The 22,732-nt window shown below is 62.4% G+C and carries 20 protein-coding genes; 10 read left to right on the forward strand and 10 right to left on the reverse strand.

Translation table 11 applies throughout. The features are described from left to right. The first annotated feature begins 58 nt into the window (after positions 1-58). Genes ACL9RI_RS12365 through ACL9RI_RS12375 form a run of 3 tightly spaced genes read left to right on the forward strand, consistent with a single transcriptional unit; the run spans position 59 to position 5,912 of the window. A complete protein-coding gene (locus tag ACL9RI_RS12365) occupies positions 59-1,246 on the forward strand; it encodes an efflux RND transporter periplasmic adaptor subunit (protein ID WP_422726868.1) in 1,188 nt (395 codons plus the stop codon). Beyond that, entirely contained in the window at positions 1,243-4,425 is a 3,183-nt protein-coding gene (locus tag ACL9RI_RS12370; RefSeq protein WP_422726869.1) for an efflux RND transporter permease subunit, read from the forward strand. Before ACL9RI_RS12365 ends, ACL9RI_RS12370 begins: the two co-directional genes overlap by 4 nt. Continuing rightward, positions 4,425-5,912, forward strand: coding sequence for an efflux transporter outer membrane subunit (locus ACL9RI_RS12375; RefSeq protein WP_422726870.1), 1,488 nt, complete (start codon positions 4,425-4,427; stop codon positions 5,910-5,912). Before ACL9RI_RS12370 ends, ACL9RI_RS12375 begins: the two co-directional genes overlap by 1 nt. A gap of 24 nt (positions 5,913-5,936) precedes the next feature. On the opposite strand, the gene cyoE is transcribed toward ACL9RI_RS12375, so the two are convergent. Further along, on the reverse strand, positions 5,937-6,788 hold the full coding sequence (gene cyoE, locus ACL9RI_RS12380) for a heme o synthase (protein WP_422726871.1): 852 nt from the start codon (positions 6,786-6,788) through the stop codon (positions 5,937-5,939). 317 nt (positions 6,789-7,105) lie between these two features. On the opposite strand from cyoE, the gene ACL9RI_RS12385 reads away from it, so the two are divergent. Together ACL9RI_RS12385 and ACL9RI_RS12390 are read left to right on the forward strand one after the other, a co-directional pair. Beyond that, positions 7,106-7,426 (forward strand): DUF3817 domain-containing protein, encoded by a 321-nt coding sequence (locus ACL9RI_RS12385; protein ID WP_422726872.1) that lies wholly within the window; start codon positions 7,106-7,108, stop codon positions 7,424-7,426. 17 nt (positions 7,427-7,443) lie between these two features. Further along, positions 7,444-7,842: a CopD family protein gene (locus ACL9RI_RS12390; RefSeq protein ID WP_422726873.1), complete on the forward strand. Its 399-nt coding sequence runs from the start codon at positions 7,444-7,446 to the stop codon at positions 7,840-7,842. An 11-nt stretch (positions 7,843-7,853) separates the two neighbouring features. On the opposite strand, the gene ACL9RI_RS12395 is transcribed toward ACL9RI_RS12390, so the two are convergent. The 3 genes from ACL9RI_RS12395 to ACL9RI_RS12405 all read right to left on the reverse strand — a co-directional run bounded on the left by ACL9RI_RS12395 (position 7,854) and on the right by ACL9RI_RS12405 (position 13,580). Continuing rightward, positions 7,854-9,338, reverse strand: a complete 1,485-nt coding sequence (locus ACL9RI_RS12395; protein WP_422726874.1) for an alpha/beta fold hydrolase — start codon at positions 9,336-9,338, stop codon at positions 7,854-7,856. A gap of 91 nt (positions 9,339-9,429) precedes the next feature. Beyond that, a complete protein-coding gene (locus ACL9RI_RS12400) occupies positions 9,430-11,187 on the reverse strand; it encodes a cholesterol oxidase substrate-binding domain-containing protein (RefSeq protein WP_422726875.1) in 1,758 nt (585 codons plus the stop codon). A 176-nt stretch (positions 11,188-11,363) separates the two neighbouring features. Continuing rightward, positions 11,364-13,580, reverse strand: a complete 2,217-nt coding sequence (locus ACL9RI_RS12405) for a heavy metal translocating P-type ATPase (RefSeq protein WP_422726876.1) — start codon at positions 13,578-13,580, stop codon at positions 11,364-11,366. A gap of 101 nt (positions 13,581-13,681) precedes the next feature. On the opposite strand from ACL9RI_RS12405, the gene cadR reads away from it, so the two are divergent. Next, positions 13,682-14,137: a Cd(II)/Pb(II)-responsive transcriptional regulator gene (gene cadR, locus ACL9RI_RS12410; RefSeq protein ID WP_422726877.1), complete on the forward strand. Its 456-nt coding sequence runs from the start codon at positions 13,682-13,684 to the stop codon at positions 14,135-14,137. A gap of 26 nt (positions 14,138-14,163) precedes the next feature. Here the strand turns inward: cadR and ACL9RI_RS12415 are convergent, their stop codons facing one another. The 5 genes from ACL9RI_RS12415 to ACL9RI_RS12435 all read right to left on the reverse strand — a co-directional run bounded on the left by ACL9RI_RS12415 (position 14,164) and on the right by ACL9RI_RS12435 (position 18,506). Further along, positions 14,164-14,544 (reverse strand): hypothetical protein, encoded by a 381-nt coding sequence (locus ACL9RI_RS12415; RefSeq protein ID WP_422726878.1) that lies wholly within the window; start codon positions 14,542-14,544, stop codon positions 14,164-14,166. A 126-nt stretch (positions 14,545-14,670) separates the two neighbouring features. After that, positions 14,671-15,228 carry a DUF4142 domain-containing protein gene (locus ACL9RI_RS12420; RefSeq protein WP_422726879.1) on the reverse strand — a complete coding sequence of 186 codons (558 nt, stop codon included), beginning with the start codon at positions 15,226-15,228 and terminating at the stop codon, positions 14,671-14,673. Positions 15,229-15,327: 99 nt separating this feature from the next. Further along, the gene (locus ACL9RI_RS12425) at positions 15,328-16,017 is read right to left on the reverse strand and encodes an SMI1/KNR4 family protein (RefSeq protein ID WP_422726880.1); all 690 of its coding nucleotides are present in this window, start codon (positions 16,015-16,017) and stop codon (positions 15,328-15,330) included. Between the two features lie 50 nt (positions 16,018-16,067). Further along, positions 16,068-17,372, reverse strand: coding sequence for an NRAMP family divalent metal transporter (locus ACL9RI_RS12430; RefSeq protein ID WP_422726881.1), 1,305 nt, complete (start codon positions 17,370-17,372; stop codon positions 16,068-16,070). Between the two features lie 3 nt (positions 17,373-17,375). Further along, the gene (locus tag ACL9RI_RS12435; protein WP_422726882.1) at positions 17,376-18,506 is read right to left on the reverse strand and encodes a catalase family protein; all 1,131 of its coding nucleotides are present in this window, start codon (positions 18,504-18,506) and stop codon (positions 17,376-17,378) included. Positions 18,507-18,694: 188 nt separating this feature from the next. On the opposite strand from ACL9RI_RS12435, the gene ACL9RI_RS12440 reads away from it, so the two are divergent. The 4 genes from ACL9RI_RS12440 (at position 18,695) to ACL9RI_RS12455 (ending at position 21,859) form a co-directional block, all read left to right on the forward strand. After that, positions 18,695-19,255, forward strand: a complete 561-nt coding sequence (locus ACL9RI_RS12440; protein WP_422726883.1) for a TetR/AcrR family transcriptional regulator — start codon at positions 18,695-18,697, stop codon at positions 19,253-19,255. A gap of 243 nt (positions 19,256-19,498) precedes the next feature. Next, entirely contained in the window at positions 19,499-20,089 is a 591-nt protein-coding gene (locus ACL9RI_RS12445) for a hypothetical protein (protein WP_422726884.1), read from the forward strand. Between the two features lie 16 nt (positions 20,090-20,105). Continuing rightward, complete coding sequence (locus ACL9RI_RS12450; RefSeq protein WP_422726885.1) at positions 20,106-20,753, forward strand: hypothetical protein; 648 nt, start codon at positions 20,106-20,108, stop codon at positions 20,751-20,753. Between the two features lie 8 nt (positions 20,754-20,761). Next, positions 20,762-21,859, forward strand: coding sequence for a hypothetical protein (locus ACL9RI_RS12455; protein ID WP_422726886.1), 1,098 nt, complete (start codon positions 20,762-20,764; stop codon positions 21,857-21,859). A gap of 76 nt (positions 21,860-21,935) precedes the next feature. On the opposite strand, the gene ACL9RI_RS12460 is transcribed toward ACL9RI_RS12455, so the two are convergent. Then, positions 21,936-22,718 (reverse strand): class I SAM-dependent methyltransferase, encoded by a 783-nt coding sequence (locus tag ACL9RI_RS12460; protein ID WP_422726887.1) that lies wholly within the window; start codon positions 22,716-22,718, stop codon positions 21,936-21,938. Positions 22,719-22,732 lie beyond the last annotated feature (14 nt).

The following is a 22,732-nucleotide window of genomic DNA, read 5'->3' on the forward strand; positions in this document are numbered from 1 at the left end:
GCGTTGCCGCAGCCAGCACTGAGAATTGCGGCACCGCAACTATCTTGTTCAATTCCTTATGTCTCTTTTTTCTTTTTCCCGCTCCAGGATGGCCTCGGCCTCGCTGGTCGCCATCGCCGTGGCCGGCTTGGACGCGTATGGCGCCCTGCGGGCCGGCACGCCGCCGCCGTCGTCCCAGGCCGCCTTGCCGGAAGTGGATGTGGCCGTCGTGCTGCAACAAACCATTACTGAGCTGCACTCCTATTCCGGCCGCCTGGCGGCGGTGGAACAGGTTGAAATACGGCCGCAAGTGTCGGGCGCCATCGTCGCAGTCAACATCCACGACGGTGCGCTGGTGCAAAAAGGCGATCTGCTGTTCTTCATCGATCCCCGCCCGTACCAGGCGGAAGTGGACCGCGCCACGGGCCTGCTGGCGGCAGCGCAGGCGCGTGCCGATTATCTGCAAGCCGATGGCGAGCGCGCGCAACGCCTGATCGGCGACAACGCGATTGCGCGCCGCGATTACGATGAAAAACGCCATGCCGCGCGCGAAGCGGCGGCCAATCTGCAATCGGCGCGCGCCGCGCTGGCGGCGGCAAAGATCAATCTGGACCATACGCGCATCGCCGCGCCGATTGCCGGCCGGGTGTCCCGCGCCGAAATGACGCTGGGCAATGTCGTTGGCACGGGCGCAGGCGCCGCGCCGCTGACGACGATCGTGTCGGTGTCGCCGATGTATGCGGAATTCGATGCGGACGAACAAAGCTACCTGCAATACAGCAGCCGCACCCGCCAGGGCGGCAAGGTTGCCGCCCAGCTGGGACTGGCCGGTGAAAACGGCTATCCCCGCCAGGGCGAGATGCAGTCGGTGGACAACCGCCTGAATCCGTCGTCGGGCACGATACGCATGCGTGCCCGCTTCGACAACCGCGACGGCGTGCTGGTGCCCGGCCTGTATGCGCGCATCCGCATGGGCGGCGGCGCGCCGCACGCGGCGCTGCTGGTCGACGACGCCGTCATCGGCACGGACCAGTCCAGGAAGTTTGTCTATGTGATCGATCAGCAAGACCGCGCCATTTACCGCGAAGTGCAGGTGGGCGCCTTGCGCGGCAATCTGCGCGTCATCAATCGCGGCTTGCAGGCAGGTGAGCGGGTGGTGGTCAACGGCGCGCAACGCATCCAGGCCGACGCCAAAGTGCGTCCACATCTGGTGGCGATGGGCGGCACGCCAGGCGCCGGCCAGCTGGCGGAGAACACAATCCGATGAATATCTCCAGGTTCTTTATCGACCGGCCGATCTTTGCCGGCGTGTTGTCCGTCATCATCCTGCTCGCTGGCCTGGTGGCCGTGTTCCAGTTACCGATATCGGAATATCCGGAAGTGGTGCCGCCGTCCGTGATCGTGCATGCCCAGTATCCGGGCGCCAATCCGAAGGTCATCGCCGAGGCAGTCGCGGCGCCGCTGGAAGAGCAGGTCAATGGCGTGGAAAACATGTTGTACATGCAGTCGCAATCGACCAATGACGGCAATCTGACACTCACGGTGACGTTTCAGCTCGGCACCAATCCCGACCTGGCGGCGCAGCTGGTGCAGAACCGCGTGAACCAGGCGTTGCCGCGCCTGCCGGAAGATGTGCAGCGTCTGGGCGTGACCACCACCAAAAGTTCGCCGACGGTGACCATGTTCCTGCATTTGCTGTCGCCGCATGGCCGCTACGACATTACCTACCTGCGTAACTACGCGCTGCTGAACGTGCGCGACCGGCTGGCGCGCATACGGGGTGTGGCCGAGGTGCAGCTTTGGGGCGCCGGCGACTATGCCATGCGGGTCTGGCTCGATCCCGCCAGGATCGCCCAGCGCAAGCTGACCGCGATGGACGTGGTGAGCGCGATCCGCGAGCAGAACGTGCAGGTTGCCGCCGGCGTGGTGGGCGCTTCGCCGTCGGTGCCGGGCGCGCCCCTGGAACTGTCGGTGAATGCGCGCGGCCGGCTGTCGACCGAGGAGGAATTCGGCGCCATCGTGGTGAAGACGGCCGATGGCGCCGTGACTTACCTGCGCGATATTGCCAGGATAGAACTGGCCGCCGCCGAATATGGACGGCGTTCGATGCTGGACAACAAGCCCGCCATTGCGCTGTCCATCAACCAGAGTCCGGGCGCCAATTCGCTGCAGATCGCCGACGATGTCCGTGCCGCCTTGAAGGAATTGAGCGCCGATTTTCCGCAGGACGTGGAATACAGCATCGTGTACGACCCGACGCGGTTCGTGAAATCGAGCATCGAGGCGGTCATCCACACCCTGCTGGAAGCCATTGCGCTGGTGGTCGTGGTGGTGATTGTGTTCCTGCAAACCTGGCGCACCTCGATTATCCCCCTGATTGCGGTGCCGGTATCCATCGTCGGCACTTTTGCGCTGCTGCTGGCCTTCGGTTTTTCCATCAATGCGCTGTCCCTGTTTGGCATGGTGCTGGCAATAGGCATCGTGGTCGACGATGCGATCGTGGTGGTGGAAAATGTGGAGCGCAATATCGCATCGGGACTCAATGCGCGTGACGCGACCTATAAAGCCATGCAGGAAGTGAGCGGCCCCATCATCGCGATTGCCCTGACGCTGGTGGCTGTCTTCGTCCCGCTGGCGTTCATGAGCGGACTGACTGGCCAGTTTTACAAGCAGTTTGCCATGACGATCGCCATTTCGACGGTCATTTCCGCCTTCAATTCGCTGACCCTGTCGCCGGCCCTGGCGGCATTGTTACTGCGCGGGCATGGCGCCAGGGAAGATGCTGTGACGCGCGCCATCAATCGCGTGCTGGGGCCTTTCTTCGATTGGTTCAACCGGCTCTTCCGGCGCGGCTCGGATCGCTATGGGCGCGGCGTGAAGGGCGCGTTGCGGCACAAGGGCATGATGCTGGTGGTGTATGCGGCGCTGCTGGGCGTGACCGTGCTGGTGACGCGTATCGTGCCGGGCGGTTTCGTGCCCGCGCAGGACAAGGAATACCTGATTTCCTTTGCCCGCCTGCCCAATGGCGCCTCGCTGGAGCGCAGCGAGCAGGTCGCCCGCGCCATGGGCGACATCATCATGAAGCAGCCCGGCGCAGCGCATGCGGTCGCGTTTCCCGGCCTGTCGGTGGATGGCTTTACCAATAGCTCGAACGCGGCGGTAGTGTTCGTGCCGCTCAAGCCGTTCCGCGAGCGCCAGGGCAAGGATTTGTCCGCCGCCGCCATCGCCGCTTCCCTGAACCAGCAGTTTGCCGGCATCAAAGGGGCTTTTATCGCCGTGTTCCCGCCGCCGCCAGTGCTCGGCATAGGCACCCTGGGCGGCTTCAAGATGCAGCTGGAAGACCATGGCGCGGTCGGCTATGAGGCGCTCAACCGGGCCAAGGCGGCATTTGTCAAGCGCGCCGCCAGCGCGCCCGAGCTGGGACCCATGTTCTCGAATTACGAGATCAACGTGCCCCAGCTCGATGTTGACCTGGACCGTGTCAAGGCCAAACAGCTGGGGGTGCCCGTGACCGACGTCTTCAACACGATGCAGACCTACCTCGGTTCGCTGTACGTGAACGATTTCAACCGCTTTGGCCGTGTCTATCAGGTGCGGGTACAGGCGGATGCGCCTTACCGCCAGAACGCCGACGACATCCTGCAGTTGCAGACCCGCAACGTCGCCGGCGATATGGTGCCGCTGGCGTCACTCGCAACGGTCACGCCGACCTATGGCCCGATTTCGGTGGTCCGCTACAACGGCCATACCGCCGCCGACCTCAACGGCGGGCCGGCGCCCGGTTATTCTTCCGGGGAAGCGCAGGCGGCGGCCGAACGTATCGCGGCCGAGGTATTGCCGAAAGGCGTCAAGTTCGAATGGACCGACCTGACGTACCAGCAAGTGCTGGCGGGTAACGCCGGCATGTGGATATTCCCCATCAGCGTGCTGCTGGTGTTCCTGGTGCTGGCGGCACTGTATGAAAGCCTGACATTGCCGCTGGCGGTGATCCTCATCGTGCCCATGAGCGTGCTGTCGGCGCTGGCCGGCGTGTGGCTGACCGGTGGCGACAATAATATCTTCACGCAGATCGGCATGATGGTGCTGGTCGGCCTGGCGTCGAAAAACGCCATCCTGATCGTGGAGTTCGCACGCGAACTCGAACATGACGGCCATACGCCGATGGCGGCGGCGATTGAAGCGAGCCGGCTGCGCCTGCGGCCCATCCTGATGACCTCGATCGCCTTCATCATGGGGGTCATACCGCTGGTGCTCTCCGGTGGGGCCGGCGCCGAGATGCGCCAGGCGATGGGCGTGGCGGTGTTTTTCGGCATGCTGGGCGTGACGCTGTTTGGCCTGATGCTCACGCCCGTGTTCTACGTGGTGCTGCGCACGATGGCTGGCGGAAAAATACATGTGGCGCAAAAAGATGCGCCGCACCAGACCGACTATAACAAGGGAGCCTGATGAAGAAACGCAAAATGACGAAACGCCTGCCGTTGCCACGGCTGGCGATAGGTGGCGCGCTGCTGTCGCTGATGGCGGCGTGCTCGGTAGAACAGCCATGGCAGCGGCCCGAGGCCAGCATCCCGTCCACCTTCAAGGAGGCGCCGGCGCAAGACAACGCCGGCTGGAAGCTGGCCGAGCCGGCCGAAGAGGCGCAGCGCGGCCAGTGGTGGGCCATCTTCGGCGATCCGCTACTGGACCAGCTCGAACACCAGGCCATCGCCGCCAACCAGGATGTGCAGGCCGCCGCCGCCCGCTTGCGGCAGGCGCGGGCGCTGGCGCAAGCGCAGGAGGCGACCCGCCTGCCGGCGCTCGACGCCGGGTTTGGTGCAACGCGGCAACGCGCTTCGCCGGCGTCGCAGTCGCTGGCAGACGGCGCGCAAGTGCCGGGCCAGACCTTGTGGCGCGCCCAGGCGGCGGCTTCGTATGAAGTGGACCTGTTCGGCCGGGTGGGCAGCGGCATCCACGCGGCGCAGGCAGAGGCCGGCCGCAGCGTGGCGCTGTTTCATTCGGTGCTGCTCGCGCTGCAGGCCGATGTGGCGCAACACTATTTCCAGCTGCGTGAGTTTGATGGGCAACTGCGTGTGTATCAGCAAACCGTGGCTCTGCGGGAAGATGCGCTGAAGCTGGTCGAGCGCCGCTTCAAGGAGGGCGAGGTCGGCGAACTGGACGTGGCGCGCGCGCGCAATGTGCTCGAGAGTGCGCGTGCCGATGCGGCAGGCGTGGCGCGCCAGCGCGCTGCTGCCGAGCACAGCCTGGCCGTGTTGCTGGGCAAGCCGCCGGCGCAATTTGCCTTTGCCGCCATGCCGCTGGCGCCGGTCGAGGTGCAGGTGCCGGCTGGCTTGCCCTCGGCCTTGCTGGAGCGTCGTCCCGATATTGCCGCGGCAGAACGCGCCATGGCGGCGGCCAATGCGCGCGTTGGCCTGGCCCGCTCGGCATTTTTCCCCAGGCTGGACCTGACCGCCGTGCTGGGTGTCGAGTCTGCCACGCTGGGCAACCTGTTCCACTGGTCCAGCCGGACCTTCCTGCTCGGGCCGCTGGCCGGCACGGCGCTGTCCGTCCCCCTGTTCGATGGCGGACGGCGCAGCGCCATGCTGGGCGGGGCGCAAGCCCGGCTGGACGAAGACGTGGCCCTGTACCGCCAGCAGGTGCTGGTGGCGTTTCGCGAGGTGGAGGACAGCCTGGCCGACTTGCGCCTGCTTAAGGTACAGCATGCCGCGCAGGTGGCAGCGGTCGCGGCCGCCCAGCGCGCCGGGCAATTGTCGCAGAACCAGTATGAAGCAGGGCAGGTCAGCTATCTGGAAGTGATCGACGCACAGCGGCAGGTCCTGCAGGCGCGTCTGCAGCTGAACCGGCTGGCCGGGGCGCAGGCTGCGGCGACCGTCAGCCTGATACGCGCACTGGGCGGCGGCTGGGATGCGGCGGCGGGGCAGGTGGCTGCCCGCTGAAAGTAGCCGCCAGGGTACGCCCGTTCACACGGCATGCAGCGCCATCGCCACGCTGAGCACGCTGACCACCGCGATCGATGCCAGGAAGACCTGGCGTGCCCATCGGGCATCGTCGCGGGTGCGCAGGCCGGCGATGCCGACCGCCAGCCAGCAGGCGCCGGCTGCCAGCATGGACAGCATATACAAACGTCCCGCACCGAAGGCGCCCAGCGACAGCGAGGCCGCCATGAAGGCGATGATATACAGCAGGATGTGGCGCTTGGCCGTGGCATGGCCGCGCACCAGCGGCAAGACGGGAATGGCGGCGGCCCGGTAGTCAGCGGCGCGGAAGATGGCGATGGCGTAGGAATGCGGCATTTGCCACAAGCTGAACATCACCAGCAACAGCAGCGCCGTGGCGTCGAAACGGCCCTGTGCCGCGCAGTAGCCGGCCACCGGCGGCATCGCGCCGGAAATACTGCCGACCAGGGTGCCGTGCACCGACGTGCGCTTCAGGCCTAGCGTGTACAGGCCGGCGTAGACGGCATAGCCCAGCAATACCAGCATCAGTGGCAGCCAGCGCTGGCTTGCCGCGTACAGCAAGCCCAGCCCCGCCAGCAACAGCAGGCCGGCATATGCGCACGCTGCGCGTATGCCGATGGCGCCGTTCGCCATCGGCCGCCTGCGCGTGCGCTGCATCAGCTGGTCGATGTCGCGGTCGATGACGTTGTTGACGGTGCAGCCGGAAGCGACCACCAGCGACACGCCGGTAGCCACCAGCGCACCTTGCCACCAGTCAACCTGGCCTTGCGTTGCCAGCAGGAAGCCGCCCGTGACGGAAACCAGATTGCCCAGCACGATGCCGGGCTTGGTCAGGGAGAGATAAGCTTTATACATCAATATTGCCGGGTGCATTCAAGCGCAGGGCGCGGCGCTGGCGCGCGCCGGGTTGCTGCGGCAGGGCAGGTGGCCAGTGTAGCCGGGAGTCGTACATAGCATCCTTTCAAAGTAGGCAATTGGCTGGGTAATTATTTGTCGCGCGAATATTGTATTGGCGTGCCCATCTGGAAAGAGGACGTAGTTCCCTCATTTGCCGTCATCTGAGTGGTATGCCGCCTGATGTCTGGAATGGTGGGAAATATGGCGTTTGTGGCCCGTCCGGGCGCGCTAAGATGCCGGCTGTATCGACCAGGGGAAACCAGATGGATGGAGCCATGACAGACCAGGAAGCGCGCGCACAGCTACGCAAGATGCGCTGCATATCGTTATTCGAAGGGGGCACGCTGCTGCTGTTGCTCGGTATTGCCATGCCGCTCAAGCATCTGGGCGGATACCCGGGCATGGTGTCCCTCATCGGGCCGGTGCACGGCCTGGCCTTCCTGCTGTATTGCCGGATGTTGATGCAGACGCTTTCCGTTGGCAACTGGACACGTGCGGAGCGCTTGCGCATGGCGTTGGCGCCCATCATCCCGTTCGGCGGCTTCCTCAACGAGCGGCTGCTGGCGCGCCGCCTGGCGTCGCTGGCACGGGAATAGCCGGCATGGATTATTTTTTGCTGAGAACGCTGCACATTGCGGCAGTCGCCACCTGGATCGGCGGCATGCTGGCCGTCGCAGGCATCCTGGCCTGCCGCAGCCAGGCCGCGGCTCCCTTGCTGGACAGCCTGCGCGCGTGGGACCGGCGAGTCACTACGCCGGCCATGCTGCTGGCATGGATACTGGGACTGGTGCTGGCGTCGACGGGCGGCTGGTTTCCGCAAGCCTGGCTGATCGCCAAATTGTTTCTTGTGCTGTGCTTGTCCGGGCTGCATGGCATGCTGGTGGCCCGGCTGCGCAACAGGTCGCCGAACCCGGCGCAGCAAGCCTGGCCTGGCCGCCTCGGCTTTCTTGCAGGCATCCTCGTCGCGACAGCCATCATTACCGTGCTTGTGATTGTCAAGCCGCAAGTGTAGGGCATCGATCGCTACGGAAGGGCTGCAGTGGGCCGGTTCGCGCCAGGCTGGCAATCCTGCACCGGTTTGCCGGCAATAAAGCGCTGGCTCGCCTGCTCAAAACAGGCCGGCGCCGTCCACAGAATAAAATGCGGCGCGTGTTGAATGGTGGCCAGCGCCACCTTGCCGGCCCTGGCTTTGGTCAAGGCATCCACTTGCGCCTGGGCGCCCGCATACGGCGTTTTCGGATCCAGGGTGCCCTGCAGCACCAGGGGCGGTGGCATTTTTGCCGGCAACTGGCCGAAATAGCGGTCATGTGGATAGGTGGGCAGGCCGCCGCCCAGCAGGATGCGGGGCAGGGGGCTGGTGAATAGCAAATCTGCCTCTTCGCGGTCGATATCGGCCGCTGTCCAGTCTGGGCGCAGCGACGGCTGCAGATTGTTTTCCGAATTGCTGATGATGTTGACCAAGGGCATGGACAGCGGCGATTGCGGATAACTGCCCAGGCTGGCCGCCGCCGTCTTCAGGGTCTCGCGCACGGCCGCCAGCTCCGTCTCGCCGCCTTTATCGAGGTCTTGCAGCAGATACGGGATGCGGGCGCGGGCGGCCGGGATGTCGAGCAAACCACCGAGGAAGTTTTTCAGGTTCTTGCCGGGAATTTTCGCCAGCAGGGCAGGGTCGGCCAGGGCCTTGTCCAGCACGCGGCGATACAGCGTTGCGGCTGGCTCGCCCAATGCCACGTGACAAGCGGCATCCGCATCGCACTGGGCCAGCACTTGCAGGCCGACCTGGTTGACCACGTGCGAACGCTGGCTCAAGTCCCAGCGCGGGTCCGTCTGCGGCGGCACCAGCGAGTCGAGGATCACGCCTTTGACGGGCAGCGGGCCCAGTTGCAGGGTACGCAAGACCAGCTGGGTGCCGTACGATACGCCATACAGGTACACAGGCGGCTGGCCACGGTTGTTCTTACCCTCGTGCTCACCTTCGATCAGGGCTTTCAAGTCGCGCGCGGCGCTGGTGATGCTGAAGTGGCCGGCAACCTCCGGCACCAGGTTCAGGCCGGCAAAGCAGCTGCCCCATTCGGCGCCCACCAGGGCGCGCCCGCCGGGACTGTGTTCGGACTCTTCTACACGGCACAAGCGCGTGGAGTGGCCCGTGCCGCGATGGTCGGGGATCAGGAATTCGAAGCCGGGAAAGCTGCGGCGCAAGGTGGGCAGCAGATTGTAGAACGAGGCGCCCGATTCGCCGGGGCCACCGGACACCAGCCACAAGCTGCCCTTGGGCCGCTTGCCGGCAGGCACGTCGGCGGCAATCTTGCGGACAAACACGTGGACTCTGTCTTCTTCACCGGCCAGCGCATCGCCCTGTTCATCGTAGCCGCCCGGCAGGTTCAGGCCTGAACACAGGCTGCCTGGCACGGCTGTGTCCGCGCAGGGAGTAAATAACATCGGTTCGGCGTGCAGACCGGCGCTGGCCAGCAAGGCAGTCAGGAAGGTCAAACGGGGCAAGCATGGCATGGGGCTACCTTGGTGGCGGTTGAAGTCGGCCGACAAGGTAGCGTTGTTTACATCAGTTGTCTACTTTAAAATATTTTTTTGCAGGACTACCTTACAGCCCCAGGCTATCTTGCAGCGCAGACGAGTACAGCCGGTGCGGATCGTATTTGTTCAGCACGGCCACGGCGCTATCCCAGTTGCTGCCGGCAGGCTGGCCCGTGCGGAAAGCGTTGGGCACCGTCGTTTGCAAGGCGATCGGATCGGCCCAGGCCGCCTGGTTGCTGTAGCCCCAGCCTTTCGACCATTCCGGACGCACGGCCGCATCGCTGCCGTTATAGGTCGCTTCCAGCCATTGCTCCACTTCCCGGTAAAACTCGTTCGCATACGGCGTGCCGGGGAAGGTCAGGATGTCGAGCCAGATAGCCACGTCCCAGTCGGCATGGTCGGGGCGTGGGCGGATGGCCGACAGGATGGGCGAGACGCCGTTCGCGCCCGCCACGTCGCCCGGCTGGTCCAGGCCCGTGACGCGGATTTCCACCGGGCCATTCATCGGATAACGCGACAGGGCCTGGTAGGCGGCCACGCGCGCGCGGTAAAAGGTGGCGAATTCATTCAAGACGCGCTGCACATTGTCGCGCCGGGTCAGCACGGCGTAGCCGTTGGCCGTGATGCGCAGGGTGGTCGGTTTGACATACAGCAACAGGTTCTTCGACCAGCCCCACAAGTCCCAGCCTCCGGTAAATGTCAGGCCGCCGCCGACCACCGTGAACTGCGTCTGGCCGAACAGCGGCGTCAGGCCGCCCTGGCCCAAGGTGGCAATCTTGTAGGCTAGGTCGTTGAGGTTGGCCGGCAAGTTGTCTGAAAAGGTGTAATTGAACGGCACCGTCGTTTCGCGCGCGAAAGGCGGCTTGACGGGGGAGACGCTCCATACCTTGAGCCAGGGATGGTCGGTAAACGGAAACCAGATCGCTTCCGCCCGGCCCGCGCTGTCGAGGAAGCTGGAAAAGGTTCGCCCACCCGATCCCTTGGGCGCGAACATCTCGGTGTAGGGGATATTGGTCCAGCTCTGGCAACGCAGGCGCTGGTTGGGCGACACCTGCAAGGTCGCCTCGACGATCAGGGCGCGGCCCACGTGGGCCAGCAGGGCGCCGGTTTCCGGGTCGCTGCGCACAAAGGTTTTCAGGATATAGGCACGGCTGACGCTGTCATACACCACGGCCTTGAGCGACAGCACCAGGTTGGACAGCGAACCATAGGTGGCGCCTAGCGGCCGCTGTTCGTTTTTGGCGGGCACGGCCGTACCATGGCCATTGATGGCCAGCACGCCGCCCAGGGTCAGGTCGCCCGGCGCCGGCGTGGCCGTCAAGCCCAGGCCCGCGTTTTCCAGCGCCGTCAGCAACGCTTCCATGCTGATGCCGGCCTGTGCCGTCACTTGCGGCACCGGCCCGGAGGTATCGATGCTGGCGGCAGTTAAATGCGTGGTGGTGTCGAGCAAGACCACGCTGGGGCACACGGCGCCGGCCGGCACGGTCAGGGGCGACCAATTGTGCATCATGCCGCGCGGACGCACCTTGTAGCCATTGTCCCTGGCCCAGTTGACCACTTTCACCACTTGCTGTGCATTGGTGGGCGCGCACGTCCAGACATCGTCGACCTTGATATCGCCAGCCCAGTTCTGGAAGGTTTGTTTATATAGTGCAATATCGAGTGGAAAATTGCCGGGCGTGGCGCAATTGACGGCTTGGGCGGCGCTGATGCGCGCCAGCGGCAGCCAGCCGGCCAGGGCGCCGGCGGCCGTGAATTTAGCTGTTTTCTTCAGGAAATTGCGACGCCGGGAAACTGCCTGCTGCGGATCGTTTTTTGCATTCATTGCGCCATCCTCCAGTGTGGTGTGCATCGGTGGTAGTGGCCTCAACCCCGCATATTCAGCGGGTTTGAAGCCGTATGTACCATAACGAACATAGAGGAATATTGCAAAAAATGATAATTATTTATGTCAATTGTGAATAATTGACATCATTGGTGAGAATATCAACGGTCCCGCTGTCAGGCGGTTTTTGTCCGCAGCAAACGCAAGCCATTCGCCACTACCAGCAGGCTGGCGCCCACGTCGGCAAACACGGCCATCCACAAGGTCGCCATGCCGGCCAGCGCCAGGGCAAAGAAGACTGCCTTGATACCGATCGCAAAGCTGATGTTTTGCACCAGGACCCGGCGCGTGCGCTGGCTCAGGCTGATGAACTCGGGCAACTTGCCCAGTTCATCATCCATCAGGGCCACGTCGGCTGTCTCGATGGCCGTGTCGCTGCCGGCCGCGCCCATGGCGAAACCGATGTCCGCTTGCGCCAGGGCCGGCGCATCGTTGACGCCATCGCCCAGCATGGCGACCAGGCCAAACTGTTGCTGCAAGGCCTTGATTTCATCGAGTTTATTTTCCGGCAGCAATTCTGCCTTGACCAGGCTGACCCCGACTTCGGCACCGATCCTTTGCGCCGTCAGCAAGTTGTCGCCCGTCAGCATCACAGTGGTGACGCCCAGCGCATTCAGACGCGCAATGGCAGCTTTTGCCGTTGGACGCAGCACATCGGCCACGGCAATCACGCCCAGCGCGCCCCCGTCCGTCGCCAGCACCATGGCCGTGTAGGCTTGCTGTTCCAGCCGGGCCAGTTCCGTTTGCAATTGCGGATTTAAAAGGTTCAGTTCCGTCATCAAACGGGCATTGCCCAGGTAATAGGTCCGGCCTTCGATAGTGCCTTGCACGCCGCGGCCATGCAGGGCGGAAAACTGCGACACGGGCAAGTGGCTGGCCGCGGGCGGGCCTGCCTTGACGATGGCGGCGGCCAGCGGATGGGCTGAATTGGCGTCCAGGCTGGCGGCCAGCAGCAAGATGTCTTCGCGGCGGCTGCCTTCCAACGCCAGCACGTCCGTGACGGCGGGCTTGCCCATGGTCAAAGTCCCCGTCTTGTCGACGGCGATGGCTTTCAAGCGGTAGCCGGTTTCCAGGAATTGCCCGCCTTTCACCAGGATGCCGCGCCGGGCCGCTGCCGTCAGGCCGCTGACCACCGTGACGGGCGTGGAAATAACGAGGGCGCAAGGGCAGGCGATGACCAGCATCACCAGCGCCTTGTAGACCCAGGCCATGAACGGCGCGCCCGTCAGCAGCGGCGGCAAGATAGCCACCAGGATGGCGAACACGACCACGGCCGGCGTGTAATAACGGGCAAAGCTGTCGACGAAACGCTGGGTGGGCGCCTGCTTGCCCTGCGTTTCCTCGATCACCTTGACGATTTTCGCCAGGGTGGAATTGCCGCTGTTGGCCGTGACGCTGATGTCGAGCACGCCGCGCTCATTGATGGTGCCGGCATACACGACGTCTCCTGCGGCCTTGTCCACCGGCATGCTTTCACCGGTGATCGGCGCCTGGTTGACGGACGACGCACCGCTTTTCACGACGCCATCGAGGGCGATGCGCTCGCCCGGTTTCACGCGCATGGTGGCGCCCACGGCGACAGTTGCCACGGCTACTTGCTGCCAGCCACCGTTGCCATCTGCGACGGTGGCCACGTCCGGCGCCAGTTGCAGCAAGCTTTGCACGGCATTGCGGGCGCGGTTCAGCGACAGCCCCTCGATCAGCTCGGCAATCGCGAACAAAAAGATTACCATCGCCGCTTCCGGCCATTGGCCGATGGCAATCGCGCCAAACACGGCTAAAGACATCAGGAAATTGATGTTCAAGGTAAAGCTCTTCAGCGCGATCCAGCCTTTTTTCAGGGTCGGCCAGCCACCCGTGGCGATCGACAGCAAGGCCAAGGCGATGACGGCAGGGGAATGGTCGTTTTGCGTGCTCCATGCCAATGCCTCCGCACCGGCAGCGGCCAGGCCGGACACCACCAGCAAGCCTTTTTGCATGCCGGACAGACCACCTTGCGTGGCGGCGCGCGTTTCGCCTTCCTGCATCGGCACGGCCTGCATGCCGATGCTGTGCAGCGCGGATTCGACGGTTGCCAGCGCCGGCAAGGTGTGATGCACATCCAGTACGCGGTTCATCAGGTTGAAATCAAGCCCCACCACGCCATGCATGCCGGACAGCTTGTTGCGGATCAGCCGTTCTTCGGTGGGGCAATCCATATTCTCGATGCGGTATTTGGCCGTTTGCGCGCCGGCAATCGGGGCACTGGGCAAGGCGGGCGCCGCCGGCATTGCGGGTGGCGCCGCATGTTTATGGGAGCAGCAGCTATCGTGGGAATGAGTATCATGCGGCATCGCATCGTCCTTCAGGGATTCGTGTATGCTTGCATTAGAAACCCTGTAGCCACTACAGGGTCAAGCAGAATTTGCACGAAAACATGAAAGAGGGAAACGTCATGCGTATCGGAGAACTGGCCAAACGCACAGATTGCGATGTAGAAACTGTGCGCTACTATGAAAAAGCAGGCTTGCTGCAAGAGCCCGGCCGCAACAGCGCCGGCTACCGCGAATACCAGGACGAGCACCAGGAACGGCTGCAATTCATCCGCCATTGCCGCTCCCTGCAAATCGGCTTGACCGATATCCGCGCCTTGCTGGAATTTAAGAATAACCCCGCCGATGGTTGTCAGAGCGTCAATACCTTGCTCGACCACCATATCGAGCGCATCGCCGAACAAATGGCGAATTTGCAGACATTGCAACAGCAACTGGTGACCCTGCGCCACCAGTGCGACCAGCCGCAGCCGTCGCAAGATTGCGCCATTTTGCAGAATTTATCGGAAGCGGCCAGCGGGCATGATTGCGCCTGCCATACAGAATCTGTCGACGTACGACACTCAGCACAACATTAACAACGCCTCACAAAACCGGTTTCCGGTCAACCACACTGCGGCAGGGTCCAGCCCTCGTAGCCCATGTCGGTGGGATAAATCGCCCGGTGATTGCCCCAGCGGGCGTAGTCCTGGATGCCGTCTTCATGCATGTCCAACACCCATTCCGTGCTTTCCAGTAAGTTACCTTGCTTGTCATACACGCGGAAGAAGGAAGCCGTACTGAGGGCGCGTACGATGTTGTTCGGCAAGCCATTGCCGTAATGCGGAATATACGTCTTGATCACGCAATTGCCGTTGTCACTCCATTGCTGTGCATACACGGTAGCGTTGCGCGCGGCGCTCAGCTTGATGAATACCCACCCCGTCAGCAGGATGGTGAACAGGATGGCGGTGGTGATCAGGCCAGTCTTCTTGAGTAGCTGCATGAGTTCATGGCGTCGCTAAAAACAAAGGTGCCGCATTGTATGCCAAGAGTGGAAATACTTGCCGTACGGCACGATCCGTAGCACGCGACCGGTATTTCCACGCTTGCAGTGCTCTATTTGGCCAGGCTATTTGGCCAGAGTTTCGTGCAGGGTATTCGCCATGTCCAGATGATGTTGCAATGCAGGTAATGTCTTGGCGGCGAAGGCCTTGATATCGGGATCGGTCGCCTTCTGGCTGGCCTCGGTGAACAGTTTCACGGCATCCTGGTGGGCCGCCACGCCGATCCTGGCCACATATTCCTGATCAAACTGTTTGCCGGCCAGGGTATTGAGCTTGGTCAGTTCCGACTTGTGCCGGGCGCCAGGCTGGTCGCTGACGTCGATCTGCTTGCTGCTGGCCAGCTGTTTCAACTCGTCCGCCACCTTGCCATGGTCGCTCACCATGGCATCGGCGAATTTTTTGACCTCCGCATTGGCGCTTTTGCCTTGTGCAATTTTGCTCGCGGCAATTTCCGTACTGCCCGCGTCGGCCGCCTTGCTGAGGAAAGTGCGGTCATAGGCCCCGGGCGCGGCGGCAGCGATGCTATTGATGGCCATGCCGCTAAGCAAGGCCACGGCCGCGCCGAGGGCGACGTTTTTCATCGAAAGAGCGCGGGTACTGGTGCTGGTGGTGATAATAGCCATGGGAAATCCTTTCAGAGTGATTTTTTCTGCAAGCTGGTAACAATGTTAAGCCAGCAGCTTGCGCACACCCATAGGACACCCACGGCCACGCACGTAGGACTAGTCTTGTTCGCCAGCGCACAATTGCACTTGTTTCAGTGCCAGCAAGGCGCAAATGCCCGCATCCTGGCGCCAGTGGGGCATGCCGATATCCAGCCATTCCCTGGTCGCTTCCAGGTGCGACGGTTCGGACGCATTGTGTTCGAGTTCGTCGAGCACGGTTTCGCGGTCGATATACAGGCTGTCCAGCCAGGCGTCGAACGAGGGCGCCAGGGTGATGAAGCCGTGGGCGCGCCGCCCGGTCCAGTCCGGCAACTCCTGCACATAGGCGAGCACGCGGCCGCCGCCTTCCGGCGTCAAGTCCAGGTACACCATGGAATTGCCGCCATCGCGGGCAAATGGCAGGATTTTTGCGGGCATGGCCGTGTGCTGGCGCGCCGCGCGGATTTCGCCCACGAAAGTTTCATCGCAAAAATCGCCTTCATCGGTATTGAAAAAAGTGTTGAAGGCCATGTGTTCCACGCCGCCCTCGCCATCGGGCACATCGCAGGTGTAATCGATATACGCCCCATTGGCCACTTGCAAAAACGCCAGGAAGGCGGGCGGCAGCGGTGCTTCCAGCAGGCTTTCGATGGCCGCAATCTGCTGTGCCGTCGGCGCGGCCTGCGCTTCGGCGATCGCCAGGTGGCGGTACGCGGTGTAATAGTGATACACCGTGTTGTTGACGATTTTATTGATTAAGTTGCTCATTGATTATTTTTATAAGCTGGCCGGCTGTGCGGCGCGCTTGTTTTCGGCAGTCAAAACGCCATGGTAGCAAACATCGCCAGCACTGCGGCAGCCATGACCAGGGTGCACAGCCAGCCCAGCCAGCGCAAGCGGCGTGAAATGACCAGGCTGCCCATCACGGCGCGGCGCGTGGCCATGGCCATCATGATGACCATGATGGGCACGGAAATCACGCCATTGATGACGGCGCTCCAGTACAGCGCCTTGATCGGGTCTAGCGGCGTGAAGCACAGGGCTGCACCCAGCAGGGTGGCTGCGACGATGATGGCATAGAATTTCTTGGCCGCCCTGGGCGCCAGTTCCAGGCTGTTTTTCCAATCGAAGGCGCCCGCCATGGCATACGCGGCCGAACCGGCCAGCACGGGAATGGCCAGCAAGCCCGTGCCGATGATGCCCAGGCTGAACAAGGCAAAGGCGAAGTTGCCGGCGATGGGACGCAGCGCCTCGGCCGCCTGGGCGGACGTATCGATATGCGCGACCCCATGCGCCCCCAAGGTCACGGCGGTGGTCAGCATGATGAAAAAAGCCACCAGGTTGGAAAACCCCATGCCGATGGCGGTGTCCATCTTGATGCGCCGAAATTGCCGTGGCGCCTGTTCCGGCTTGCGCCGCAAGGCCTGGGCCTGCGCATCGGCGTGCAAGTCTTCCACCTCTTGCGATGCTTGCCAGAAAAACAGATAGGGACTGATGGTGGTGCCGAAAATAGCTACCACCATGGTGATGGCCGCCGTGCTCCATGCCAGGCGAGGCCAGACGGTGCGCAGCAATACTTCGCCCCACGCGATATGCACGGTCAGCACGGTAGCGACATAGGCCAGCAAGCCCAAAGTCAGCCATTTCAGGATGCGTACGTACTTGCGGTACGGTATGAATACCTGCAACAGCAGCGACAGCAAGCCGAAGGCCATCGCATACAGGTGGGTGGGGCCGCCCACGATCAGGGCCATGGCGTCGCCCATGGCGGCCACGTCGGCAGCGATATTGATGACGTTGGCCAGCAACAGCAGGCCGACGATGCCATACAGCAGGGCAGGGGAGTACTGGCGGCGGATATTCGTCGCCAGGCCATGGCCGCTGACCCGGCCGATCCTGGCGCTGATGAGCTGTATGCCCAGCATCAGGGGAAAGGTCAGCAACAAGGTCCACAGCATGCCGTAACCGAACTGGGCGCCGGCCTGGGAATAGGTGGCGATGCCGCTGGGATCGTCGTCGGCCGCGCCCGTGATCAAGCCCGGCCCCAGCTTGGCCAGCCAGGTTTGCGTCGGTTCGTGCTGCGTATCGGCAATGATAGTGGCGATTTTATCCAGGCTGGACATGGCTTAACCCGCCGGCCAGTCGTCCAGGTTGCGCGGTTCTTGCATCAGATGCCCCGTACGCTCGAAGCGGAAACGGGCCGACATCCGGTAAGCGGCCTTGCGCACGCGCATGATGGAACCCAGCGGCCGGTGCGCCAGCACGCCGTGCCAGGGACTGAAGGCCATGCCGTCATCGACCAGGCGCGACAGTGCTTCGCTCCAGCCCGCCTGTGGCAAGGCCGTGATGCGCGCCACCGCAAAATACGGGCTTTCGTCCTCAGGCCAGACGACGGAAGCGTCTTCCAGCGGCATGGTTTCCATATTGCGGCACAGCTGCACGCGCACCTCCCAGGTGGCGGAATGGCGCGCGAAAAAGTCCATCACGGCCTGGCGCAAGCCGTTCGGCTTGCCATGCAGGTCGACCGGCGCGCCTTTTAATGCCGCCAGTTCGGGCGAGACGGGCGCGACCGCCACCTTGGCCATGTACTGGCCATACAGGATCGGCGCCTGGCTGTAATAGGTTTCGCCCAGGACATGGGTTTCCGGATGGCCACCCAGGCTTTTTAATGCGCCGCTGTCGCCACCGGCCGCTTCCAGCACTTTTTCCACCCCTTGCAGCACGGTCGACAGCGCCTGTTTCAGGCGCGGCACTTTATCCGTGGTGCTGGCAAGCAATTTGAGGCTGCCGAGAAATTGCCTGGCGGTTGGCGCCAGGAAGGCAGGGCCGTTGACCAGCACGAAATCTTGCGTGGTGGCATCGTGGTCGGCGGCGTCGGCATCGGGGTCCAGGCTGGACAGCTGCACGCCCGGCACGCCGATCAGCTTGACCGCCAGCCCGCGCGGCGTGGACACCTTGTCATCGAGCAGGTCGCCGGGGATGGTCGAGTAGCGCATCACCACCTCAAACCGGCCGGGCTGGGCAAAGATGCCTTGCGCCAGCTCGGGCGCCAGGCCGTCGAGCACGTGCAGATGCCCGCGCAGCAAGCCGTGGCTCTTGGCATGCACGCTGCGGCTGGCGTGGCCGGAGTCCTTGTAGGTGGTGGCGGAAATGCCGTGCAGGGTGTGCAGCAGCTGAGCCCTGGTTTCCTGCTCGCCTTCCTCTTCGGCTTCATGGCGGCTATCGTAGGGTATTGCTGGCTTGGGAATGGCGGTCATGGCTTTTCCTGTGCAGTGGGGGAAGGTAGCCCATGATTGCCGCTTATGCCATCGGCATCTGTGGGCCAGCGTACGCTTGCAGCAATCAGTCGGGCGATGTTGCGGCGGACTTAAGCCGGCGCCGCCCTTGAATAGAGGAGTAAACAGGGCTATGCTCGCTGTCCTCCATGTTGTTCTTGATGAAGCTTATGCCCAGACTGACCAAAACTGAAATAGACGCCGAAATTATCGACCGTGCCGCAGGCCTGTTCGCCAAGCATGGTTTCGAGCATACGTCGCTACAACAGATTGCCGATGCCGTGAAGTATTCGAAAGCGGGCTTGCTGCACCACTATCCCAGCAAGAAAGCCATTTACGACCAGGTGCTGGTCACCTGCCTGGAGCAGATGCGCGCGCTGCTGCTCAAGGTCGATGGCATTGCCGTGGGCCGCGAGCGCGACCTGGCGGTCGTGGAAACCTCCGTCCAGCTCAGCTTTGACTGGCCCGGCATCTCGGCCTTCACCAACCGCCTGGCGGACAATGGCGAAGGCACCACGCCGGAAATGACGCAGATGGGCATGATGATGTACGAAGCGCTGGGGATCGACCTGGCGGCCCTGAACCTGGAACGCCTGATCCGCGTCACCAGCGCGTTTTCGGGCCTGGGCGTGTCGGCCATGATCGCCGCCCGGCTCGATTTCAAGCGCGAATGGCGTCCCTCCATCGTCCAGGCGGCGATGGATGCGCTGGGACACGCCAAGGCCGGCTGATACCGTGCAGATTGGCGGCAGCAATCACCTCCATCCCTTGCCGTGATGGTCCGTCTGCGCACATGCAAAAAAAACAGAATAGATGCTCCACAAGAAATGTTTCATACGGTACACTTTTAATAAATGCATGTGGCAACGATAATTTCTAATTAGCATCATCCTGAAAGGATTTCTGTGGAATGAACGCAGATTTCAGGTGCCGGGATGCGCTATTTATCACCTTAAACTTGCAAGGGTATATCTATGTTGTTTTCGACACCGATCGTCAAGGAGCAAGTCAAGCTGGACCCGCGATTTGCCGGGGAGGCCAATATCAGCACCGAGGACCTCGCGACGATTGCTCTGGAACGGCGCGGCCTGCGTGACCTGGAGACGATGCGTTATTTAAACTCCATGCTCAAGGATGCGAATGGCAAGTTTTTTGCCGTACGCATTTATAACGGTAGTGGCGAGCGGCTTTGGCTCAACCGTGATTCCTACACCAATGACTCCGCGATCTGGAAATATCCGCCCGATCTCATGATCGATCCCGGGCAATGGAGCGTAGTGGTGTCCGAGGGGACCCACACCAGTGACGGCGCCCTGTGGGGCAGCCTGGCCTTGGGCTACCGCGGCGACGTCTCGCGCGTCACCGCCACCTGGGCGATTGTCGGCGCTGGCACCTATCTGGGCATGACCAGTCCCGACAGGCCCGGCGTGCATGGCGCCGTGCTGTCACTCGCCCATGAGAATCGCGTCGCAGCCATCCGGCGTGGATATGTGGGAAAAAATGCGGTGGTCGACTGTCTCTACTCGACCTTGCAACAGTTCCCCCACCTGGCCCCCAAATTCTAAAGTACGGAGAAAAACCATGCTTCTTGGCTCTGCAGTCACCAAAGCCGTTCTGCAAACCGATCCTCGCTACCAGAAAGTGGACATCACGCTGGACATGCTGTCCAATTACGCGCTGGAGCAGCGTGCCGCCACCGATTCCGACGTGATGAAAGTGCTTAACGGCATGAAGGACGAATATGGTTCAGGTGCATCAACCCTGATCCGTATCTTTAATGCGTCCGGTGAACGCCTGTTCTTGCGCGACGACTTTCATCTGCGCGGCAACACCTGGAAATATCCGTTCGACATGGTCATCGAGAACGGGCAATGGCTGGTGGCCCTGGTGGTTAAAAACGGCACCATGGAAGGCGTGGCCGGCGGCGTGGTCTATCATTCCGCCACCGCTGACATGTTCTTTGGATGGGATGTCCCCTATGTTGACGCCGCACTGCGCGGGCACAAGAATACCGTGTACAGTGAAATCCGCCACCTGAACAACTGGGACCGCAAGCCGGCACGCGACGAGGCCCACCGTATAACCAACAGGGCAGCTGCTTCCTGGCATGCGCCACGCGCTGAGTCCAATGAACCGAAAGACCTCGGTTATCGCGTCTCGATCTTTACGGCAGCAGGTAGCAGCCCGATCACTGATATCACGATCGGCCGGACCGAGACCTTGAAATAGGCCTTGCCATGCAAATAGCGCTGCCATCCGAAAAGGACATCACCGATGAAATTACGGCACTTCAGGCACGTGAATGGCTATTGCTGCTGAATGAGCCGCTGGCGCCAGGCGAATGCCTGCGCCGGGCGCAGGCGCTATCGATGACCCAGCGAGAAACGAAAAGCCTGCTGCATGACCTCGATCATCCCGGGATCGACGCTTCGATACTGCAAAAGTACAGCGACAAGTACACCGACTATCGGCGGTATATCAAGGGCAGCCTGCTTGATACGTTTCGCAGTGTTCAGGCGCTGGAGTTTCGCTGGGCATACTGCGTCCAGATCAAAGCGGATGCCACCATCTTTGCCGACCTGATCCGCGAAGCGGGAACCAATGCCGACCGCGCCCGCGAATTGGCGGAAAAAGCCATCTACGTGCGCAACAGCACGCGCGACAAGTTGTTAAGCGCTTCCGCGCGCAAGGCCAGCGAGCTCAAAAAAGTTCCTTGGGAAGCTGTCAAAAAGGCCGGCAAGGACTTCCTGAACGCCCCCATCCAGGACAAGCGCCATATCGATTATCTGATTGGCAAGGTCAACAAGGATGGCACTGTCTTCAAGGACCTGGGCAAGGATAAGCAAATCGAAATACTGGCCCAGGTAGCGGAGCGCTCAGGCAAGGCGGGCGGCTGGTCAAGCACCAAGAAAGTACTCAGCAGCTCGGTGGGACCATTGATGGCGACCGTCGATTTGATCCTGGTGGCAAACGACGCCTTCAATGCCCGCGATCCGTCCCGAACGATGATGTCCTATGGCGTGCGCCTGGGCACGGCGGCTGTGGTCAGCATGGCAACTGAGGCGGTGGCGCTGGCCGTGGTCAGTGCCCTGGCCATGAGTACCGGCGTAGGCGCGGTTCTCATGCTGGTCGCGCCCATGTTGGCCAATTCTTTCATCAATGAATGGGTCAACAGCAGTGTGATGGCGATCTACGATGAGTTTAATCCCCGCATCTCTGCCGTGTTACGCGATGTCTCCTGGGAACCGGCGGACCTCAAGCTCAGTTTGAAGGAAGAGGTTCCCATGCTGTCGATGACAAGCGGCTTTACGATGAGCATGATCGAAGGCGGCTAGCCAGGCAGCCAGCCAGTGCACGCAGGCGATAGCACAGGTAACAGGCTGCGGCAAGGCACGGCCTGTGATCTGTATCCTAAACCAGCTTTTGCGCCACGAAGGCCGCCGTCTGGTAAGGCACGGTGACCACGTCGCCCTTCAAGTCTTCCTCGGACTCGATCAGCGTGCGTATCTGCTCTTCGATGACCTGGCGCTCATGCTCGGGCAGGGCGGCGATAAAGCTGGTCGAACGCACGCGGTTGAGCAGCACGTCTTCCGGCGAACCCGTGTGGCCCAGCGCAAAATGGGTTTCCTGCAGCGGGCCGTAGCCGGCGTGGGGGAACGCCTTGCGCCAGGCGCCCGTGTAATAACGGGGCGTATCGCCTTCGACCCGGTTGACGATGGCGTCCAGCTTGGCGACCCAGTCGACCCGCGGATCGCGCAAATTCCATATCAGGCCCAGCTTGCCGCCAGGTTTCAATACGCGCAGGATCTCGCCCAGCGCCTCGGACGTGGCAAACCAGTGGAAAGCCTGGGCGCAAATCACGGCGTCGACCGAGGCATCGGGCAAGGGAATCGCGGTTGCCGAACCGGCCAGTGCCTGTACCTGGGGATGGGCGCTGGACAGCTTGGCCAGCATTTGCGGCACCGGTTCGACGGCGATCACCGAGGCGCCCGTTTCCAGCAAGCGCGGCGTAAATTTGCCCGTGCCGGCGCCCAGGTCCAGCACGGTGACGCCTGGCGCCAGGCCCAGCGCCGTGCGCAGCCAGCCGGCCACTTCGGGCGGATAATCGGGCCGGCCCCGCACATATGGATCCGCGCCCGTAATATAGCCTTCGGCTGCCGCGTGGTGAACCTTGTTGTCTACGTTATTACTCATGCCGCCTCCTTGTG

Source organism: Janthinobacterium sp. Mn2066, from assembly GCF_049319705.1.
Classification (GTDB): Bacteria; Pseudomonadota; Gammaproteobacteria; order Burkholderiales; family Burkholderiaceae_D; genus Janthinobacterium.